A 19,947-nucleotide genomic window follows, 5' to 3' on the forward strand; every position below is an offset into this window, starting at 1 on the left:
TGTTCCTCCCCTATTTATCTACAATCTCGATCGATTCGAGTTGCCGGCGAAAATTTCTGCGGACATTCTCCAGGTATGTTTCGCGAAGCTGGGCTCTTTCCAGCATCTCGTCCTGCGTTAAACCTTCCGTTTTATGCTTGCGGGCCAGTTCGTTAATCCGCTTTACCAAAGCATCGATGTCCATATCTTCCTCCTGGATTCATTTACTATGCGCTCCGATGATTCCGGTTTAGCCGCACTTTGGCGGAACAAGCATCATGCAGGGCATTAATTCTTACTTTGACATGAGAAAAAGAGCTTGTCAAGGCGGCGGAAATCACTCCAGAACGCCAATGGCAAGCCCCTTTAGTTTATAGAAATGGTTTAAAAAGTCCGCTTTGACGACAGCCCCTTATAAACACGCGCTAACATATATAAGAAAATAACGATTTCCGTATGTTGTACGTATTGTCATTCCAAAGGAATGAACAAAATATCCCCCGCCTTAATCTCGCTAGAGTTCAACCCGTTGACGCGAATCAACTTCTTGATGTAGACGCGCGTGTCCGATCCTTGCGGCTTATGTTCAACCGCGATTTCCCACAATGTATCCCCGGGCAGAACAACGACTTGCTCAAGCTCCCGCTCCGGACGGCCGGAATCGGAGGAGGCGGCAAATGCCGTTACCACGCCCGTACAAGTAAGGCTCAGCACCAGAAGAAAAACGGCAACCTTGGCGAGGCTGTGACGAAACATCGAAATATGTAGTCTTCTCTTTGCGGGACGAGTAAAAGAAGGTTGGTCATAGATGCTTCTATAGGTAGTGTATCTTGGCATAAATTCATCACTCCAAACAAGCGTTCTTATTAATGCCATTACTATAACACGAACATTTGTTTGATTCAACACTTTTTTCGAACAATTGTTCCCTTTTTTCTTTAGTGCGAGTTTAAAAAGTCAGTTATTCAGCACCGAGAAAGTTGGTTGAAGCCGTGGACGTTAGGAGCTTAGCGTTCGTTTTGGGTACGTGAACACCTGAATGCTTCCTTAGGAACATGCTTCGGAAGCATATGCTAGAGCCCGGCTGAATTCAAGATTCGACGTCGAAACCGCTTCATAATCCGCTTCGTGATCAAAAGATTACTTTTTGATTTCTTTTTAAAGCTTACTTTTAGAACTAATGTTTGTGCGAACGGAAGTTCTGTGTTATAATTTTTCCAAACGTTACTAAATGGGGTTGATCCGATATGTCAAAGATATCCAGCCGGCAACAGGCCATTCTGGAATTTATCCGCAATGAAGTTCGCGCCAAGGGATACCCTCCCTCTGTCCGGGAGATTGGGGAAGCTGTAGGACTTGCCTCCAGCTCTACGGTTCACGGCCATTTGGACCGGTTGGAGAAGAAGGGGCTGATCCGCCGCGATCCGACCAAGCCGCGTGCCATCGAGCTGTTGAATCAGGAAGAATCCGAGAGTTTCAATAACTTCGCTCAAACCGTCGCACGCGTTCCCGTCGTGGGCAAAGTCACGGCCGGTGTTCCGATTACCGCCACGGAGAACATCGAAGATTACTTTCCGCTGCCGGATCATTACACAAGAGACGGAGAAATCTTCATGCTCTCCGTAGTTGGGGACAGCATGATCGAAGCCGGCATACATAATGGAGATTACGTGATTGTCCGCCAGCAGCAGACAGCGAACAACGGGGATATCGTGGTTGCGATGACCGAAGACGACGAGGCGACGGTCAAAACCTTTTACAAGGAGAAGGACCATATTCGTCTGCAGCCGGAAAATCCGACCATGGAGCCGCTGCGTCTGAAGCACGTGACCATCCTCGGTAAAGTGGTGGGCTTGTTCCGGGATCTGAACTGATTCATTTTACGGCAATGAAAAAAGGACGAAGCAGAACAGTCTGCAGCGTCCTTTTTTCCACTTGAAATTTTCATCGGAAAAGGGATGATGCACCCCTCCGTCCGCTAGTCCCAATCCAAATCCGGGAAATAAGGCATCGTTCCGTAGCCGGATTTTCCCCGTCTGCCTCGCATTCCCCATCCAAACCCGAATCCCGCCCGTTCGGAAACCCACCACTGTTTCAAACGATACCGGCGCCGCTGATATCTTTTGAGTGCGGTAACCATTTCATTCAACCTCCTTATATCTATAAGGTATCCAATCGCTGAATAAAAAACGGCATAATTACAGTTTCCAAAATATTCTAGTCCAATAAACGGACTCGCCAGGCCGGTTGATGGAAAAAGTATGAACTGCATAAGATTATTTTTTATCTTAACCCGTTGCGCTGAGCCTTCCAGTGTGATGGTACTTGGATCGAAGGAGGATCTCCGGTCCGGCTCTAACAACATAAGGACAAAAAACGTCGTTATTCCGGCGAAGTCCGTCAATTTGAGAGAAAGAGAGACAATTTATGCCGCTATTTTCCCCCGCCCTCGAGAAAATGCTGCATTCCGGACGGTTCACAGGTCAATAAGAACAAAAAATGCCGCTAATGGGGATAAATATGCCTGGGTCCGGATGATAAGTACATAAAGTGCCGCTATTTTGAAGGTCAACGGTGTATCGTTCCACCCGACGGTTAGCCGTACCATCCAACAGGTTGGTCATTCTACTCGACAGGTCAGCCGTTCCACCCGACAGGTTAGCCGTTCATCCGGCGCAAAGTCGTTCCAGCAGCAGGCTGTTAAGCGTCGATATCCTAGGCTGAGCCCATTATTGCCCGCAAAAAACAAAAATCCCCTGAGGCCAACGGCCCCAAGGGATTCCTCAATTAATACAGCGTCATGTACTGATCGCGTTCCCACGGATGTACTTGCGTGCGGAAAATATCCCATTCGATTTCCTTCAACTCGTAGAAATGGGTCAAGGCGTGATCGCCAAGCGCCTCGGAAATGATTTCGCTGCGGAGCAGCTCGCCAAGCGCTTCCTTCAGATCGGCCGGCAGGCTTGGAATGCCTTCTTCGACGCGCTCTTCCTCGGACATCACATAGATATTGCGATCGACCGGTTCCACCAGCGGAAGCTCCTTCTTGATGCCATCCAGGCCCGCTTTGAGCATCACGGCAAGCGCCAGGTAAGGATTGGCCGCCGGGTCAGGGTTCCGCACCTCGACCCGGGTGCTGAGGCCGCGGGAAGCCGGAATCCGGATCATCGGGCTGCGGTTGCTGGAAGACCAGGCCACATAACACGGCGCTTCATAACCCGGAACAAGGCGTTTGTATGAGTTGACCGTCGGGTTCGTGATCGCCGCGAACGCGCGGGCGTGCTTCAGAATGCCGGCCATGTAATGACGGGCTTCCTTGCTCAGGCCAAGCGGATCGCTTTCCTCATAAAACGCGTTCGTATCCCCTCTAAACAGCGATTGGTGGCAGTGCATCCCCGAGCCGTTGACGCCGAACAGCGGCTTCGGCATAAACGTGGCATGCAGGCCGTGCTGACGCGCGATCGTTTTGACGACCAGTTTGAACGTCTGAATCTGGTCGGCCGCTTTGACCGCATCCGCATATTTGAAGTCGATTTCGTGCTGGCCTGGAGCCACTTCATGGTGAGAAGCTTCGATCTCAAAGCCCATCTCTTCCAGCGTCAGCACGATTTCGCGGCGGCAGTTCTCGCCAAGGTCCGTCGGCGCCAGGTCGAAGTAGCCGCCTTGGTCATTGAGTTCCGTCGTCGGATTGCCTTTGTCATCGGTTTTGAACAGGAAAAATTCCGGTTCCGGACCAACGTTCATCGAGGTGTAGCCCATTTCCTCCGCTTCCTTCAGCACGCGCTTCAAAATGGCCCGCGGATCTCCGGCAAACGGCGTGCCATCCGGCATATACACGTCGCAAATCAGGCGGGCAACGCGATCTTCAGTCACCCAAGGGAAAACCACCCAGGTATCCAGATCCGGGTAGAGGTACATGTCAGATTCTTCGATACGAACGTAACCTTCGATGGAAGAGCCGTCAAACATCATCTTGTTGTCGAGCGCTTTTTCCAACTGGCTGACCGGAATTTCCACGTTTTTGATCGTACCGAGCAAGTCGGTAAACTGCAGGCGGATAAAACGTACATTTTCCTCTTTGGCAATGCGCAAAATATCTTCTTTGGTGTAACTCATGAATTACCTCTCCCAACATTTAGATTATTTTTTGAAAAAGCGGGACAGCTCGCCTTGGATCAGGGAAACCTGATTCGGCTTGCTCCCGGTGACCAACTGCTGCTTCAGCATGCGGTAAAGCTGAGAATCGGTCATTTCTTTCCGCTTCTCTTCCGTGTCCTTCGTGATCACCGTCGCCTCCTGGGATTCACGTGACATCGGATTCATCACCTGCTTGATGCCGGCGATATTAACGCCTTTATCAATGAGACCTTTAATCTCCAGCAGCCGCTCGACATCATTAAAAGAGAACATACGCTGGTTTCCCGAAGTGCGCGCAGGCACAATCAACTCATGCTGTTCATAATATCTGATTTGTCTTGCCGTCAAATCCGTGAGCTTCATTACGATACCGATAGGAAATAAGGCCATATTTCTGCGAATTTCGTCACTCATCGCTCTCAACCTTCCAGTTATATAATCTCTTGACCTTATCATATGTGAGTTATCCTAACATGTCAATAGATATGTTAGGATAACTCACAACAAGTTGCGGTCTTTCATCGTCTGGAGGGCGGTAAGCAACCCGAATTTCACGTGAGAATAAGTTAATCCGCCCTGCATGTATGCGATATAAGGGGCGCGTATCGGCGCGTCGGCGGACAATTCCAGGCTTCCTCCCTGAATGAAGGTGCCGGCGGCCATAATCACGGGATGCTCGTAGCCCGGCATATCCCAAGGCTCCGGCACGACATGACCGTCCACCGCGGCCGCCTTTTGAATGCCTTGCACGAAAGCGATCAATTGCTCCGGACCGCTGAAGGAAATCGCCTGGATCAAATCCGTGCGCCGCTCGTTCCACCCCGGCCGGCTTTCGAAGCCGGCCCGCTCGAATACCGCCGCCGCCAGGACGCTGCCTTTGACCGCTTGTCCCACGATGGTCGGCGCCAGGAACAGCCCCTGGTATATGCCGCGGGTCGTCCCCAGCATCGCCCCGACTTCCCCGCCGATTCCCGGCGCCGTCAGACGATAGGATGCGAGCTTCACGAGGTCTTCGCGCCCGCAGATATATCCCCCGGTTTCCGCCAGGCCGCCGCCGGGATTTTTGATCAAAGAGCCGGCGATCAGATCGGCGCCGACCTCGGTTGGCTCCCGTTCTTCGGTAAATTCGCCGTAGCAGTTGTCGACGAACACGATCGCCTCCGGTTTGAGCGCTTTAACCTCGCGCACCATCTCCCCGATTTGTTCGACGGTAAAGGAATCGCGCCAATCGTATCCCCGCGAACGCTGGATGCCGATCACCCTCGTCCTATCGGTAATTTTCCCTCTCACCGCCTTCCAATCGATTGTGCCGTCGGCAGTTAGCTCCGCCTCGTTATAGGCGATTCCGAAGTCCTGCAGCGAGCCGCTGCCGTCTCCCGGCTTACCTATCACTTTATGTAGTGTATCATAAGGACGGCCCGTGATATAGAGCAGTTCGTCCCCGGGACGTAAGACACCGAACAATGCCGTCGCGATCGTATGCGTTCCGGAAGCGAAATGAGGGCGGACGAGCGCCGCTTCCGCGCCGAATACGTCAGCGTACACGAGATCCAGCACCTCGCGTCCGCGGTCATTGTAGGCGTATCCGGTCGATCCGGAAAAATGGTAATCGCTCACCTGGTGCCGCTGAAACGCTTCGATGACTTTCCACGAGTTGTGATCGACGATTTCGTCGATCTCCCGAAACCTCCCTTCCGCCTTACGCTCGGCCGCTTTTAGCCAATTTACGATCTCATCCGAAAATACCGCCATCTTGTTGTTCTCTCTCCCTTATCTCGATTCGTTCGTTTCTTCATGGACGTCAGGCTTTTGAACCGCAAAAGGAGCGAGCTGATCCCCGTATTTCGCAAAATCCGCCTGGTTTACGTTCACATCGTAAATCATGTCCGCCTCATCCATTTGCTGATTCACCACATCGCCGATCCGGTACAAAACGGAGGCGAGATCGCCCCGCTCCGCCGGAATCCGAAACGATTTGGTTCCGCCGGACAACCTGCGCTGCACCGCTTCGCGGATCGCGGCCAGGTCCCGTTCATCGTAAGCGCTGATCTTTAAGAACCCTTCGCCGGAGGGCAGCATCTGCAAGCCATCGGGCCGGCAAAGATCGATTTTGTTGAACAGAACGATCTGAGGTTTCCCCCCCGCCCCCAGCTCGGTTAAAATCCGCCCCACGACCGCCATCTGCTCCTGACGCATCGGCGACGACGCGTCGACGACGTGAAGGATCAAGTCCGCCTCGTTCACTTCCTCCAGCGTCGCGCGGAAAGCGGCCACCAAATCATGCGGCAGGTTTTGAATGAATCCGACCGTATCGGTCAGCACCACCTCTTTGCCGCCGGGCAGCGGCAATAGGCGCGTCGTCGGATCAAGCGTGGCGAACAGCTGGTTCTCCACGTACACGTCCGCGTTCGTAAGCTGCCTCAGCAGCGTGGATTTGCCGGCGTTCGTATAGCCTACCAGCGCCACCTGCACGACCCCGGTCTCCTTGCGGCGGGCCCGATGCAGACGGCGGTGCCGCGTCACCTCTTCCAGTTGACGCTTCAGCTCGCCGATGCGGCGCCGGATATGGCGGCGGTCCATCTCCAGCTTGCTTTCCCCCGGTCCCCGCGTGCCGATGCCGCCGCCAAGCCGGGACAGGTTTTTGCCGTGGCCGGACAGCCGCGGCAGCAGATAGGTCAGCTGAGCCAGCTCCACCTGAATGATCCCTTCCCGCGTTTTGGCCCGCTGGGCAAAAATATCAAGGATCAGCTGCGTGCGGTCGATAATTTTGGCGTCCAGCATCTCCTCCAGATTGCGCACTTGCGCCCCGGACAGCTCCTGGTCGAAGATCGCCGTATTCGCTCTCAGGCGGTCCATGAGCTCCCTCAGCTCCAGCACCTTGCCTTTACCGATAAGCCAGCGCGGATCCGGTTTGTCGCGGTTTTGCACCGCCGTCTCCGCCACCTCCACGCCCGCCGTCTCCGCCAGCCGGACCAATTCGTCCAAAGAATAGGACGGATCGATCCCGGTTTGCTTCGTCTCCGGGGTAATCAAGCTAACGAGAACGGCGATATCCTGAATTTTGTCGTTGGTCTCATGTAATGATTTGGCCATAAACCACTGCTCCTTATATCAACCGGTTATCCCTTTTTCTCCAGCTTCAGATCCTCCGTCCTGAGCGTCATCAGCTCCAGTTTGCCCGGGGAGCCGCCGCCGTATTGGTTCAGCAGCCGGACGGCCTGCTGGCGGATCGAACGTTCGATCACGTTGCGGACGTAGCGGGCGTTGCTGAACAGATGTTCGCTTTCGCATTTTTCCTTAAGCAAATGCTGCTTTAGTTTGAGTATCGCCTGGGGCATCAGGATATAATCCCTTTCTTTGGCCATCGCTTCGGCGATCTGTATCAACTGGTCGATCGTATAGTCCGGAAAATCCATCTGGATCGGAAACCGGGACGGCAGCCCCGGATTCGTTGACAGGAAAAAGTCCATTTCATCGGAATATCCGGCCAGGATGAGAATGAACTGGTTCTTCTGGTCCTCCATCGCTTTGACCAGCGTATCGATCGCTTCCTTGCCGAAGTCTTTCTCCCCGCCCCGCGCCAGGCTGTAGGCTTCGTCGATGAACAAAATGCCGCCCAGCGCTTTTTTGACCAGATCGCGCGTTTTTTGCGCCGTATGGCCGATATATTCGCCGACCAGGTCGGCCCGCTCCACCTCGATCAAATGCCCTTTGCTCAGCACGCCCATCCGTTGAAACATCTTGGCCACGATGCGCGCCACCGTCGTTTTGCCGGTGCCCGGATTGCCCTTGAAAATCATATGATATACCTGCGGCCCCGACAGCAGGCCCGCTTCCGAACGCATGGAAGCGATCTGTAAAAACGCGAAAATTTCGTACATGAACTCCTTAATATGATCCAACCCGATCAGGTGATCCAATTCCTTTTGAATTTCCACGAACAGCCCTTGCTGCGGCAAAGCTTTGGCGGCCGGGCCCGGTTCGCTTTCGGGAACGCTCTGCGAGACGACCGGCGGCTCGGCGCTGCGTAAAATGACGTTGATTTGCCGGGACGGTCTCTCATCCGAAGAGCCGCTTCTGGCTATAACACGCCCAGACACAGGGACATCACCTCTTTTATAAAGGTAATCAAAAATTCGTCTTTCCATCACGAAGAAACTCAAGCGGTCTATTCGACGTCGAACCTTGAATTCAGCCGGGATTTCCGTTGCTCACGTAGGCGTGCCTACGCTCCGCCGCTCAATCCCTACGCTTCATCCAACCTTTCGGTGCTAGAAACCCGGATTTTTGATCTTAATTTAAAGGGGCAGGTTGAAAAAAGGCAGCCTTTTTCGAAGCACACTTTTAAATGTATTCTCTCTCCCTGTCCGTTATTAGAAGTTTTGTCACCCTCGGCCCAAAGCGAGCGCCAGCTGATCCATTTTCCATTTCGTATAAGCCAAAATCTCCCGTACCGTATTGGGAATCGGTTTAAGCACCGCGGATTTCTTCAACGACAGCTTCGGGTCATGATAGCCAAACGCCTCGGCGATTTCCAGCGCCCGGTTCCCGTGATACGTATGCGTAATAATGAGAGCGGAATCGTACCCGCGCTCCTCCATGATCGCCTGGCTGAATTTCAGGTTTTCGAACGTGCTGGTCGCCTCGTTTTCAAGCAGGATTTTTTCCCGCGGGATGCCGCTGCGTTCCAGATAATTCGCCATGCCCTCCGCTTCGGTGTATTTGGAGTTGGCCGTATCCCTGCCGCCGGTCAGCAAAAACAGCTTAAACTTCCCCTCCTTATAATCCTGAATGCTCTGCTCCAGCCGCTCCCGCAGCCCCGGGCTCGGTTCGTCCCCCCACAGAGAAGCTCCCAGCACGATGCCGACATCGGCCGGTTCGGAGCGGCTGGCGCTCACGGCCGGATTTCGCTCGATGCTGCCGATCTGGGCCAGCACATAAAGCACCCAGGCCAGTCCCAGCGCGCACAATACGAGGCCCCAGCGAATCAACTTTCCCCGTATCCCCCGTTTTTTCCGTACCGGTTCGCCAAAAGTCAACGTTGTTCTTTTCTTGGCAAAAAGCATGTCTCAACCTCCATCGGGATGCGAATCCGCGTTCATAAACCCGCTGCGGTAATGCTCAAGCGACAACTGAAAAAGCGGAAAGCGCTGCTTGTTAATGGCATGAAGCAGTTCATGGGCCGTCTCTGCTGCCAGATCATAATCTTTTACCGTAATAAGGCCGCTTGTAAGCGCGTCGTCAAGTTCATCCTGATCGAGCAAAAACACTTCTCCGGTCTTTAACACGACGATATCCAAATACAAATCGTCAAACCAGGGCACGCCCTGATCCGTAATCCCCTGCGTTTTGCAAATATCGATATACCATTCCACGATTTCCCCTTGGTCATCGAACATCGCCGTGACGACGTAATGGGCCCCTTTCGGGTAGTACTGCAGCCAGGTAAACCCTTTGTCGGCAATGCGAAACGTGTGTCCTCCATAGGTTTTCCACAGCGGATCGCGAAGATCTTGAATCGTATACAACGTCACATGCCCCGTGAAGACATCGTTTTGTACAAACTTGGATTTGAACTGACGCTGGGTTATGCGGCGCCAGTTCGCGCGGTCTCCGAATTTTCGCTTCATAGATTATAGCCCTTTCACCAACAATGTACTATCACTTTACCATATTTGAAAAAGAGTCACAAAACAGCCGCAACAAACGGGAAAAGACCCCCGGACGCTAAACGCGCCGCTCTGGAGGTCTTTGCCTTGCGGGTGGTTGGCCCGCGGGTTCGCGTGCCATATAGATCGATCGGCGCTTTCGGGAATTCGGCAGGTTAGCCTCCCGTCCCCTGAATCGCTTCATTCGCACCAGCCGGTGCGTTCAGCCCGTTCCCTGAATCGGTTTGGCCGTTATTTCCATCGGCGGGTGGCGCGGACGTATCCGCATTTCCTTCGCCTAAGCCGCCGTCAGGAGGAACCACGGTACCGGGATTCGAGACGCCCCCGTCTCCGTTCCCGCTTCCGTTTCCGGGGTTGCCGTTGCCATTACCGTTGCCATTGCCATTGCCTTGGCCATTCCCTAGGCCATTTCCGTTGCCTTGGCCATTTCCGTTGCCGTTCCCCTGGCCGTCTCCCGAGCCATCCTCGTTTCCGGGCGGGAAACCTTGATTTCCGCTGCCGTCGTCAATTTGCCCATCCCCCGGCAATCCCTGGTTGCCATCACCGTCTGCGCCCGGATCGGGCAGATCGTCCATCGGATCTTCGCCCGCTTCGATCAACACCTGGGCATTGTTCGATGGATCGCTTTCCGCGTCGTTGACGGGGTCGTAAGCCGTAACACGGTAGATATAACCCGTTCCCGGGGTAATGCTGATGTCTTCCGTTTCCGTAGCGCTGGAATCCATAATATGCGTGAAATCCGTTTCCGAAGCTTCACGGCGGTAAATCCGGTAAACCGCACCGGCTTGTTCCACGCCTTTCCAGCTAAGCGCAACCGTACCGGTATCCGCGTTATAGACCGCGCTGAGTTCGGACGGCGCCGCCGTCTTCGGTTCCTCTTGCGCCGGCGGCTTCAGGTTGGCCGGTATCGGGAAATCCTTGACCGGCACGCCGGCCAGCGCCTCTTTCATCACCGCCGCGAACAGCGCCGCGGTCTGGCCGCTGCTTCCGTTCAGCAGATGGTCTTTATCCGCATTGTCATAGCCCATCCAGATCGCGGCCGTCCACTCCGGCGTGTAGCCGACGAACCACACGTCGCGGTTTTTGCTGCTTCGCAGGCCCGGGATGCCGTGCTGCGTCGTCCCCGTTTTCCCGGCAACCGGACGGTCGATTTTTGCCCGCCGGCCCGTCCCTTCATTGACGACGTTTTCCATCATTTTCGTCATATAGTAGGCCGTGCGTTCGCTGATTACCCTTTTCGGTTTCGGCGGGTTGTATTTATATTTAACTACCCCGTTATGATCGACAATCTGCTTAATCGAATACGGAGGGTTGTATTCCCCGCCGTTGGCAAACACGCTGAACGCCCCCGCCATTTCCAGCGTGTTCGTCCCGTAGGTCAAACCGCCAAGCGCGATCGCCAGGTTGCGGTCGTTTTTGTCCATCGTGATGCCCATTTCCTGCGCGTATTTCACGCCTGTGCCGGCCCCGACCTCATTCAGCAGCCACACGGCCGGAATGTTCTCCGATTTCGTCAGCGCGGTCGTCAGGTTGATCGTGTTCGAATAGCCGTGCAGATTCGTCGGACAATAATCGCCGAAGCACTGCTTATTGTTCGGGATCTGCGAATCCGGCGTAAATTTGCCTGATTCGAGCGCCGGCGCATAGGACACGATCGGCTTAAACGCCGAACCCGGCTGTCTGCGGCTGTTCAGGCGGCTGTAGCCTTTGCGCTGGTAATCCCGGCCGCCAAGCAGAGCGACGAGGCTGCCGTTCTCATGGTTCATGATGACGATCGAACCCTGAACCTGTTTATCGTCCTTGCTTTTTTCGAAATAATCGTCGTTGGCGAACGCCTTCTCCACCGCTTTTTGCGCCTGGGCGTCCATCGTCGTGTAAATTTTGTAGCCGCCGCGGTTCAGCTCGTCTTCGGTGAGGCCAAACTTCTCCTCGGCTTCCTCGACCACATAGTCTTTAAAGGCGAGGTAGCTTTGGTTGCTGGCCGGCGGTTCGTAGTCGTAAACCACCTTTTTCGCCTCGTCCCGCTCCTCGGCGGTAATGTATCCTTCCTGATACATCAGGTCGAGAACGACGCCGCGGCGCTCTTGAGAAAGCTCAGGATTCCGCAGCGGGTTATATTTGGACGGCCCTTTGGGCATAGCCGCCAGTGTGGCCATTTGCCACAGCTTCAGGTCGTTCAAATTCGATTTGCCGAAGTAGCGGATGGAAGCCGCTTTAATTCCGTACACCGTTCCGCCGAAATTAATCCGATTAAGATAAAGCGTTAAAATTTCATCTTTCGTTTTGTGACGTTCCAGCGCCATCGCAATCGACATCTCCGTCGCTTTGCGGAAAAACGTTTTGTCCGCGCTGAGGAAAATGTTTTTGGCGAGCTGCTGCGTAATCGTACTTCCGCCTTCCACCAGGGAACGGGCCACGACATCCTTTACCGCCGCTCTGCCGATCGACCAAAGATCGACGCCGTTATGCTCGAAAAACCGCCGGTCTTCCGTGGCGACAAACGCTTTTTTGAGCAGGTCCGGGATTTCGTCTGCGTCAACAGGCTCGCTTTTGTCGATCGAGAGCTCCCCCATCAACGCGCCGTTACGGTCGTATACCTTGGTTGTTTCGTAGACCGTCAGCTTGTCCCCGTTTTCCATGAGGATCTTTTCGCCGCTGACCGTAATGTACATATAACCCGCAATCGCGCAGAAAACCGCGAACGCGATCGTGAAAAACGAAGTCCACAGCAGTTTCTTTACGGTCAGTTTTTTCTTTTTGCGCGCCTTCGGCGCCTTTCCTTTTTTCCCCGATTTATTGCTTCGTTCCAGTCTTGGATTTTGGCTGGACATGGTTTCTCTGACCCCCTTTTACCTCTCCGTTAAAGGTTCGGCCTCCGCCCTCAACCCCCGGCGGCAGCGCCGCAGCGAGGCGGTTGAACCCGCTCCCGGTGAATCCGGAGCGCCCAAAAATGCCCGGAACGAAAAGAACAACCTGGGTCAGGTTGCTCTCTCCTTTTCCTATACCTTTAACGTATTGAAATCAAAAAAGTTTCACTATCGCTTTAGCCCTCGTTCTGCGTTTCCTGCATCAGCGACACGTTGCGCTGCGGCTGGAACGTGGAAATCGCGTGCTTGTACACCATTTGCTGGCGTCCGTCGCTGTCGATGACGATCGTGAAGTTGTCAAAGGCTTTGATCGTTCCCCTGATCTGAAATCCGTTCGTCAGAAATACCGTCACCGGTATGCTTTCTTTGCGAAGCTGGTTCAGAAATGTATCCTGGATATTAATGGTCTTGTTCATAGCCGTACCCCCAATAGGAATCAATTAGTGTTTTGAATTATATTCAAGATCAGCGGGAAACTTTCCTGCTATTATAGCATGGGCCGCCGCCAAAATCCCGGAAAAATTTTCGCCGCTCCCCGCATCGATCCAGGCGATCTCCTTCATATGCCTGAACCAGGAGAGCTGCCTCTTGGCGAAACGCCGCGTATCCCTCTTTAGTTTCTCCACGGCTTCCGGCAGCGGAACGCCGTCCTCCAGGTGTTCGGCGATTTCCTTGTAGCCAAGCCCCTGCATGGACACGAGTTCCCGGGAATAACCCTGACGAAGCAGGCGGCGCACCTCATCCACAAGACCAAGCCGCAGCATTTCGTCAATTCTCCGTTCAATACGGTTATAAAGCATTTGCCGGTCCATTGTCAAACCGATGACGCACAAATCGTACGGGGACTCCTTGATTTGTTTGTCCAATTGCTCCGATAGAGTCGTTCCCGTCAGATGGTGGATTTCCATGGCGCGAATCACCCGCCGCACATCGTTCGGATGCAATCGGGCGGCAGATCTGGGATCGATGGCCGCCAGCTTGGCGTGCAGCGCCTCCGCGCCGTGTTCTTCGGCGTACGCCAGCTCCGCGGCGCGGAACGCCTCGTCGGCCCCGGCTTCCGTAAATTGGAATTCATAGCAGACGGATTCGATATACAGCCCCGTCCCCCCGACGATAAAAGGCAAATGCCCGCGGCTTTCGATCTCCGGAATCAGCTTGCGGCACCACTCCTGAAATTGGGCGGCGGAAAAAGGCTCGTCCGGCTCCAGCACGTCGATCAAATGATGGGGGACGCCCTCCATCTCCGCCGGAGCGATTTTGGCCGTGCCGATGTCCATGCCCCGGTACACCTGCATCGAATCGCCGGAAATCACTTCGCAGGAAAACGCTTTGGCGATTTCGACGCTAAGCTTCGTTTTGCCCACCGCCGTCGGACCGACGAGCACCAGCAGCCGCGGTTTCTTATTTATGGTCAAGCGCGATCACTCCGTAAGCTATTTTGGTATGGGCGCGGGCGCTCGTCTCGAAGCCAAGCCGGGCAAATTCGCCGCTCCCTTTTTGTTCCTTCATGACGACCGTTTTCCGGGCGACCCGGCACGCTTCCCGCACCGCCTCCGCGCTCAGGCTGCCCGCGTTGGCAAAGGTTCTCAGCGGCGAAATCGAGGAAGAATCCTCGAGCGGATGCCGGAACATCGGATCGAAATAAACGATGTCCGCGCTTTTGTCGGGCATGCCGCGCAAAACCTCCAAATGGTTCCCATGCACCGTTTCGATGCGCCGCAAAGCGGCGTCAAACTCCGGCAGCCCGGAAACATAGTGCTTCAGCCCCTCCTGCAGCAGCGCCCAGAGCGGAAACGAATCCTCCAGCGCCAGCACCCGGCCCCCGGGGCCGGCGGCAACGGCGAAAACGCTCGCGTCGGAGCCGAGACCGGCCGTGCCGTCGATGACGAAGTCGCCGGGGGCGGCGCGGGCCGCCTCCAGCATGGCGTCGCTTTCGCCTTTAAGCAGCCGCTTGGCGCGGACGAAACCCATGCTGGGGTGGAACGTCAGCGGCTCTTGCCCGGCCCGGTGCAAACGAACCCCCTGCTCCATAACGACCAGAATGTCGCCGTCTCCGTAACGCTCGGCCAGCTTGGCCAGCGAGGTCCGGCCGCGCGGCACGCGGGTTGCCCCGGTCAGTGCCGCCAGGTTTTGAGCCCGCTCAAGCACGGCGGGAGTCTCGCGGTCTCCCGTAGTAATTAACATGATGAAATTCCTCCGTTCGCGCCGCTCACATGACCCGCTTGAACAGCTTTTCCAAATCGTACGCCGTAAACGAAACGATGATCGGTCTCCCGTGCGGGCAAGTGTACGGCTGTTTGCAGGCCGCCAAGCGGCGGATCAGCGTGTTCGCTTCCTCCGGCGTCAGCTTCTGGTTTGCTTTGATCGAAGCTTTGCAGGACACCATCGTGGAAGAGGCCTCGCGCAGCTTGGCGAGGTCGATGGCCCGCTCGTGCAGCACCCATTCCGCCATTTCCTGGATGATCGCTTCTTCTTCCCCTTGGGGAAACCAATACGGGTGAGAGACGACGCGGAACGTGCCCCCGCCGAAATGCTCAAGGATGACGCCGGCCTGTTCGAACCAGTGCAGCCGCTCCTTCAGCTTGGCGCTGTCCGACGGCGTAAATTCCAGAGTAATCGGGATCAGCAGCTCCTGCGAAGCGTCCGCCGGATGGCCGAATTTTTCGTAATAATATTCGTAATTCACCCGCTCATGCGCGGCGTGCTGGTCGATCAAATACAAGCCCTCTTCGTTCTGGGCGATGAGGTATGTGCCGTGATGCTGTCCGATCAGGGACAGCTCCGGGAAGGCCGGAAGCTCCGGCGCCGCCGCAGGCGCGCCGTACAGCGCTTCCGGCATCTCCTGCAGCCGCTCGGGGCGCAGCGGCTGCTGCGATGCCGAGCCGCCGCTATACGCGGCGGCGGCGCTGTCCCGGCCAAGCCCTCGCAAAGCGGGGGCTTGGCCGGGGTTTGCGGCGGCGCCTGGCGTTGCGCCAGCGCCGCTTCGGGCTGCGCGGCGCCGTACGCGCCGGCGCCGGCAGGGCCCCGCTCCCGCAGCGTCAGGCCTGCGGCCGCTGCGGGAGCGCCCGGGGCGGTCCGGGCGGCCGAGCCGCCGCCCGGAAGCGGGCCGCCGGCGGCGCCTTCGGCGAACGCGCCGCCATCCGTGCCCGGGGCGCGCTCCGGCGCCGCCCCGGAAAAGCCGCGGTCCGCCATGCCGGACCGCGCGCCTATGTCCGCTCCGCCCCAGGCCTCCGGCCGGAGCGTCCCGTTCCCCGCCGCGCCCGGCTGCCCGGCGGCGGCTTCTCCCGCGCCGCCATCCGGCGCGGGGAAGTGAAACTGCTCCTGGATCACCGCTTTGCTGGATCCTCTGCCAATCTGCTGCCGCACGACCTGCGGAATCAGCACCAGACCGTTCAGCACGCTGCGGATGCTGCTCTCCACAAACCCGTTCAGCTCGGGCTCCTTGCTGAAACGGACCTCCAGCTTCGCCGGATGCACGTTCACGTCCACCAGCGACGGATGCATGTCCAGCATCAATACGACCAGCGGATAGCGGTTGATCGGCAGCAGCGTATGGTAGGCTCTTAGAATCGCCTGATGCAGGCCCTGATTGCGGATGTAGCGGCCGTTCACGATCGTGGACATCCCGCCGCGGTTCGACCGGGCCAGATCGGGTCGGCCGATGTAGCCCGTGATCCGGTAATCCAAGTCCTCGGCTTCGATCGGCACCATCCCTTTCGATGTGTTTACGCCGTATATGGCGGCGATGACCTGCAGCAGGTCCCCGCCGCCCGGGCTCTGCAGCAGCGTGTTGCCGTTATGCCGCAGCGTAAAAGCGATGTTCGGGTGAGCCAGCGCCTGCCGGTACACACAGTCCGAGATGTGCCCCAGCTCCGTCTGGATCGTTTTCATATATTTCAGCCTTGCCGGAGTATTGTAAAATAATTCCCGCACCGTAATATCCGTGCCTTGCGGCGCGGCGGTCTCTTCGTTTTGCTTCAGCGTTCCGCCTTCGATCACGATCTGCCGGCCGAGCCCGGTGTCGTCGCTGGAGGAGACCAGCTTGACCTTGGCGACGGCGGCGATACTCGGCAGCGCCTCGCCGCGAAACCCAAGGCTGCGGATTTGAAACAGGTCGCGGCCTGATGCGATTTTGCTCGTCGCGTGGCGGTAAAACGCCGTCTCGCAGTCCTCCGGGGCGATGCCGGAGCCATTGTCCGTCACCCGGATGAGCTCAAGACCGCCTTCTTCCACCGTCACTTCAATGCTTGTCGCCCCCGCGTCGACGGCGTTTTCGACCAATTCCTTGACGACCGACGCCGGCCGTTCCACCACCTCGCCGGCGGCGATCTGGTTGGCGATATGCTCGTCCAATACTACGATTTTTGCCACTTGTTTTCCCTCCCGCCTTGCCGTTTCCGTTCATTTCTTGGCTACATGTCTTTAGCCTTCATCTTGAGCTCGTTCACGAGCTGCATCGCCTGCAGCGGCGTCATATTCATCAAATCGGCACTTTTAAGCATGTTAATGATCTGCCGGGCCCCTGGGTCCTCGGCGGCCGGCTTCGCTTTCTTCGGCGGCGTTTCGTCGCCAAAGATGGACAGCTGCACAACTTCTTCCGCACCCACAAGCTCGTCCTTCAAGGATGTCCGCGCTGCCGCCGCCTCTTGCGAGGCCGATGCATACTTGCCGGCGGACGTAGACGGGTCCATGGTCCCGGTGCTATAGGACAGCGTCGTTTCGCGATTCAGCGCGGCGCCGGCGAGCTGCGCATCCGCCGCCAGGCCAGAGCCGTCCGTACCCGCGGCTTCCCCGCTCGATCCTTGCCCAGCCGGAGACACCCCATCTCCCGCATTCGTTTTCGCTCCCGCTCCGCCGCCGGACACCGGCGCCTTTTGCTCCAGATCCTGAAGCAGCCCGTAGGCGCGTCCGATGATTTCCTCCGGCAGCCCGGCCAAACGGGCGCAGTAGATGCCGTAGCTCGTATCCGCGGCCCCCGGGATCAGCTTGCGCAGGAAGTGGACTTTGTCCCCGCTCTCCTGCACGGCCATGCTGTAATTGCGCAAGGACCCGAGGCTGTGCTCCAGATGGGCCAGCTCGTGGAAATGCGTGGACACCAGCGCCTTGCAGCCGATTTTGTTGTGCACGTATTCGATCACCGCTTGTGCGATGGCCATCCCCTCGCTGGTCGACGTTCCCCGGCCCAATTCGTCGATGATGATCAAGCTGCGCGGCGTTGCTTTTTCGGTCATGATCTGAATGTCGGCCATTTCAACCATAAACGTGCTCTGGCCGCCGATCAGATCGTCCGCCGCCCCGATCCGCGTGAAAATGCGGTCAACCAGCGGAATTTCCGCTTTGGCCGCGGGCACGAAGCTGCCGATCTGGGCCAGGATCGATATCAGCGCCACCTGGCGCATATACGTGCTTTTCCCGGCCATGTTCGGCCCGGTGATCAAGAGGATGCTCGCCTCCTCTTTGCGCAGGGCGGTGCCGTTGGCGATGAACGCCGTATCGTTCATGACCGATTCCACCACCGGGTGGCGGCCCTGCTCCACGATCAGGTCATATCCGTCGGTCAGCGCCGGCTTCACGAAGCGGTTCTCCGCCGCGACCACCGCCAGCGAGCGCAGCACGTCGATTTCGGCGATCCGTTCGGCCAACTGCTGCAGCCGGGGAATTTCCGCGGCGATTTTCTCCCGCAGCTCGCTGAACAGCGCATACTCCAAATCGACCATTTTTTCCTCGGCCTCGAGAATCAGCGCTTCTTTCTCCTTCAGCTCGGGGGTGACAAACCGCTCGGCGTTGGCCAGCGTCTGCTTCCGTTCGTAGCGGCCTTCCGGGAGCGCGGACAGGTTCGCCCGCGTAACTTCGATGTAATAGCCGAACACTTTGTTGTAGCCGATCTTCAGCGATTTGATGCCGGTCGCCTGCCGTTCGGCCGCCTCAAGCTCGGCGATCCAGCGCTTGCCGTTTACGCCGGCCTCCCGCAGCTCGTCCAGCCGCGCATGATAACCGGCTTTAATGATCCCGCCTTCCCGCACCGATACCGGCGGATCGTCGGCAATCGCCGCCTCGATCATATCGGCCAGATCCGCGCAATCGTCCATCGTTCCCGCCAGCCGCCGCAGCGTGGACGAATCCGCGCTTCCGCACAGCTCCTTGATCGCCGGCACCTGGCGCAGCGAAGTTTTCAGCGCGACCATATCCCGCCCGTTGGCGCTGCCAAACGCCACCTTGCCGACGAGCCGTTCCAAATCGTAAATATTGTGCAGCGAGCTGCGCAAATCCTCACGCAAAATAAAGCCGCCATGCAGATGCTCGACCGCTTCGAGCCGTTCCTCGATCCGCGCGCGCTGCAGCAAAGGCTTGTCGATCCAGCGGCGCAGCAGGCGCGAGCCCATCGATGTCTCCGTCCGGTCCAGCAGCCACAGCAGGGAGCCTTTTTTGGAACGTTCCCGCACCGTTTCGACCAGTTCGAGATTGCGGCGGGTAAACGGATCGAGAATCATAAACTGCTCGGGCTCGTACGCGTGAATCTTCGTCAACTGCCCCAGCGAACGCTTTTGCGTTTCGCTCAAGTAACCGACCAGCAGGGCGATGTTTTCCCGGCGTTCGGGCTCCAGGCGGATCCATTCGGCCTCGCCGAACTGCGTCCGGCCGGCATCCTCCTTGGGCTTGTTCCACGGAGTATACACGACCGGCTTGCTGAGCGGAGCCGCTTGCTCCTTAATCCAATCAAGCAGCTCGGAATCCCCGATGATTTCCGCCGGATCGTACAGCCCCAGCTCGTCCCGCAGCCACTCCTTGCTTGAAGGCGACGAGGTGGCGTACAGGGCTCCCGTGGACAGGTCGCAGGCGGACAAAGCCATCAGCCCCTGGCGTTCGGTTACGCAAACTATGTAATTGTTGACTTTATCGCCAACCGTTTTCCCTTCCATAATCGTGCCCGGGGTGATCACCCGCACGATCTCGCGCTTGACCACTCCCTTGGCCTGGGCGGGATCTTCGGTCTGCTCGCAAATCGCCACCTTGTATCCTTTTTCGATCAGCCGCTGAATATAGTTGTCCGCCGAATGGTAAGGAACGCCGCACATCGGTATTTTCTCGTCGGCCCCCCCATCCCGGCCGGTCAGCGTGATTTCCAGCTCTTTGGCCGCCAAAATCGCATCGTCAAAAAACATTTCGTAAAAGTCGCCGAGCCGGAAGAACAGAAACGCGTCCTGCGCCTCCGCCTTGACCCGCAAATATTGTTCGATCATCGGCGTGTAGGTAGCCATGATTCCCCTCCAGATTTGCCTCTATTTTCATGTCAT

The 19,947-nt window shown here is 56.7% G+C and carries 16 protein-coding genes and 1 pseudogene; 1 reads left to right on the plus strand and 16 read right to left on the minus strand.

The window, feature by feature from the left end:
* Positions 1-10: 10 nt before the first annotated feature.
* Positions 11-184 carry a DUF896 domain-containing protein gene (locus tag NYE74_RS20385; RefSeq protein WP_082207779.1) on the minus strand — a complete coding sequence of 58 codons (174 nt, stop codon included), beginning with the start codon at positions 182-184 and terminating at the stop codon, positions 11-13.
* A 266-nt stretch (positions 185-450) separates the two neighbouring features.
* Positions 451-735, minus strand: a complete 285-nt coding sequence (locus NYE74_RS20390; RefSeq protein ID WP_227872762.1) for a LysM peptidoglycan-binding domain-containing protein — start codon at positions 733-735, stop codon at positions 451-453.
* A gap of 491 nt (positions 736-1,226) precedes the next feature.
* On the opposite strand from NYE74_RS20390, the gene lexA reads away from it, so the two are divergent.
* A complete protein-coding gene (gene lexA / locus NYE74_RS20395; protein ID WP_036623131.1) occupies positions 1,227-1,853 on the plus strand; it encodes a transcriptional repressor LexA in 627 nt (208 codons plus the stop codon).
* A 104-nt stretch (positions 1,854-1,957) separates the two neighbouring features.
* On the opposite strand, the gene NYE74_RS20400 is transcribed toward lexA, so the two are convergent.
* From NYE74_RS20400 to mutS, 14 genes and pseudogenes are all read right to left on the minus strand, one after another.
* Positions 1,958-2,119 carry a hypothetical protein gene (locus NYE74_RS20400; RefSeq protein ID WP_164815291.1) on the minus strand — a complete coding sequence of 54 codons (162 nt, stop codon included), beginning with the start codon at positions 2,117-2,119 and terminating at the stop codon, positions 1,958-1,960.
* A 647-nt stretch (positions 2,120-2,766) separates the two neighbouring features.
* The gene (gene glnA / locus NYE74_RS20405; RefSeq protein ID WP_036623132.1) at positions 2,767-4,095 is read right to left on the minus strand and encodes a type I glutamate--ammonia ligase; all 1,329 of its coding nucleotides are present in this window, start codon (positions 4,093-4,095) and stop codon (positions 2,767-2,769) included.
* Between the two features lie 24 nt (positions 4,096-4,119).
* Complete coding sequence (locus tag NYE74_RS20410; RefSeq protein WP_036623134.1) at positions 4,120-4,530, minus strand: MerR family transcriptional regulator; 411 nt, start codon at positions 4,528-4,530, stop codon at positions 4,120-4,122.
* A gap of 84 nt (positions 4,531-4,614) precedes the next feature.
* Positions 4,615-5,868, minus strand: a complete 1,254-nt coding sequence (locus NYE74_RS20415; RefSeq protein WP_124332159.1) for a methionine gamma-lyase family protein — start codon at positions 5,866-5,868, stop codon at positions 4,615-4,617.
* A gap of 18 nt (positions 5,869-5,886) precedes the next feature.
* Positions 5,887-7,209, minus strand: a complete 1,323-nt coding sequence (gene hflX, locus NYE74_RS20420; RefSeq protein WP_270619422.1) for a GTPase HflX — start codon at positions 7,207-7,209, stop codon at positions 5,887-5,889.
* A gap of 26 nt (positions 7,210-7,235) precedes the next feature.
* On the minus strand, positions 7,236-8,216 hold the full coding sequence (gene spoVK, locus NYE74_RS20425) for a stage V sporulation protein K (protein ID WP_036623137.1): 981 nt from the start codon (positions 8,214-8,216) through the stop codon (positions 7,236-7,238).
* Between the two features lie 285 nt (positions 8,217-8,501).
* Positions 8,502-9,182 carry a YdcF family protein gene (locus NYE74_RS20430; protein WP_051985453.1) on the minus strand — a complete coding sequence of 227 codons (681 nt, stop codon included), beginning with the start codon at positions 9,180-9,182 and terminating at the stop codon, positions 8,502-8,504.
* 3 nt (positions 9,183-9,185) lie between these two features.
* Positions 9,186-9,746: a DUF402 domain-containing protein gene (locus tag NYE74_RS20435; protein WP_036623139.1), complete on the minus strand. Its 561-nt coding sequence runs from the start codon at positions 9,744-9,746 to the stop codon at positions 9,186-9,188.
* A gap of 194 nt (positions 9,747-9,940) precedes the next feature.
* Positions 9,941-12,616 carry a PBP1A family penicillin-binding protein gene (locus tag NYE74_RS20440; protein ID WP_341005156.1) on the minus strand — a complete coding sequence of 892 codons (2,676 nt, stop codon included), beginning with the start codon at positions 12,614-12,616 and terminating at the stop codon, positions 9,941-9,943.
* Between the two features lie 212 nt (positions 12,617-12,828).
* A complete protein-coding gene (gene hfq / locus NYE74_RS20445; RefSeq protein ID WP_036623142.1) occupies positions 12,829-13,068 on the minus strand; it encodes an RNA chaperone Hfq in 240 nt (79 codons plus the stop codon).
* A 24-nt stretch (positions 13,069-13,092) separates the two neighbouring features.
* Positions 13,093-14,067 (minus strand): tRNA (adenosine(37)-N6)-dimethylallyltransferase MiaA, encoded by a 975-nt coding sequence (gene miaA, locus NYE74_RS20450; RefSeq protein ID WP_326044586.1) that lies wholly within the window; start codon positions 14,065-14,067, stop codon positions 13,093-13,095.
* Positions 14,054-14,836: a class I SAM-dependent methyltransferase gene (locus NYE74_RS20455; protein WP_326044587.1), complete on the minus strand. Its 783-nt coding sequence runs from the start codon at positions 14,834-14,836 to the stop codon at positions 14,054-14,056. Before NYE74_RS20455 ends, miaA begins: the two co-directional genes overlap by 14 nt.
* Positions 14,837-14,861: 25 nt before the next feature.
* Positions 14,862-17,023 (minus strand): annotated as a pseudogene (mutL, locus tag NYE74_RS20465) (DNA mismatch repair endonuclease MutL).
* A 41-nt stretch (positions 17,024-17,064) separates the two neighbouring features.
* Positions 17,065-19,911, minus strand: a complete 2,847-nt coding sequence (mutS, locus tag NYE74_RS20470) for a DNA mismatch repair protein MutS (RefSeq protein ID WP_213510343.1) — start codon at positions 19,909-19,911, stop codon at positions 17,065-17,067.
* Positions 19,912-19,947: the final 36 nt, after the last annotated feature.

Origin of the sequence: Paenibacillus sp. FSL P4-0127 (assembly GCF_038007325.1) — a bacterium.
In the GTDB taxonomy this organism is placed as follows: Bacteria; Bacillota; Bacilli; order Paenibacillales; family Paenibacillaceae; genus Fontibacillus; species Fontibacillus macerans.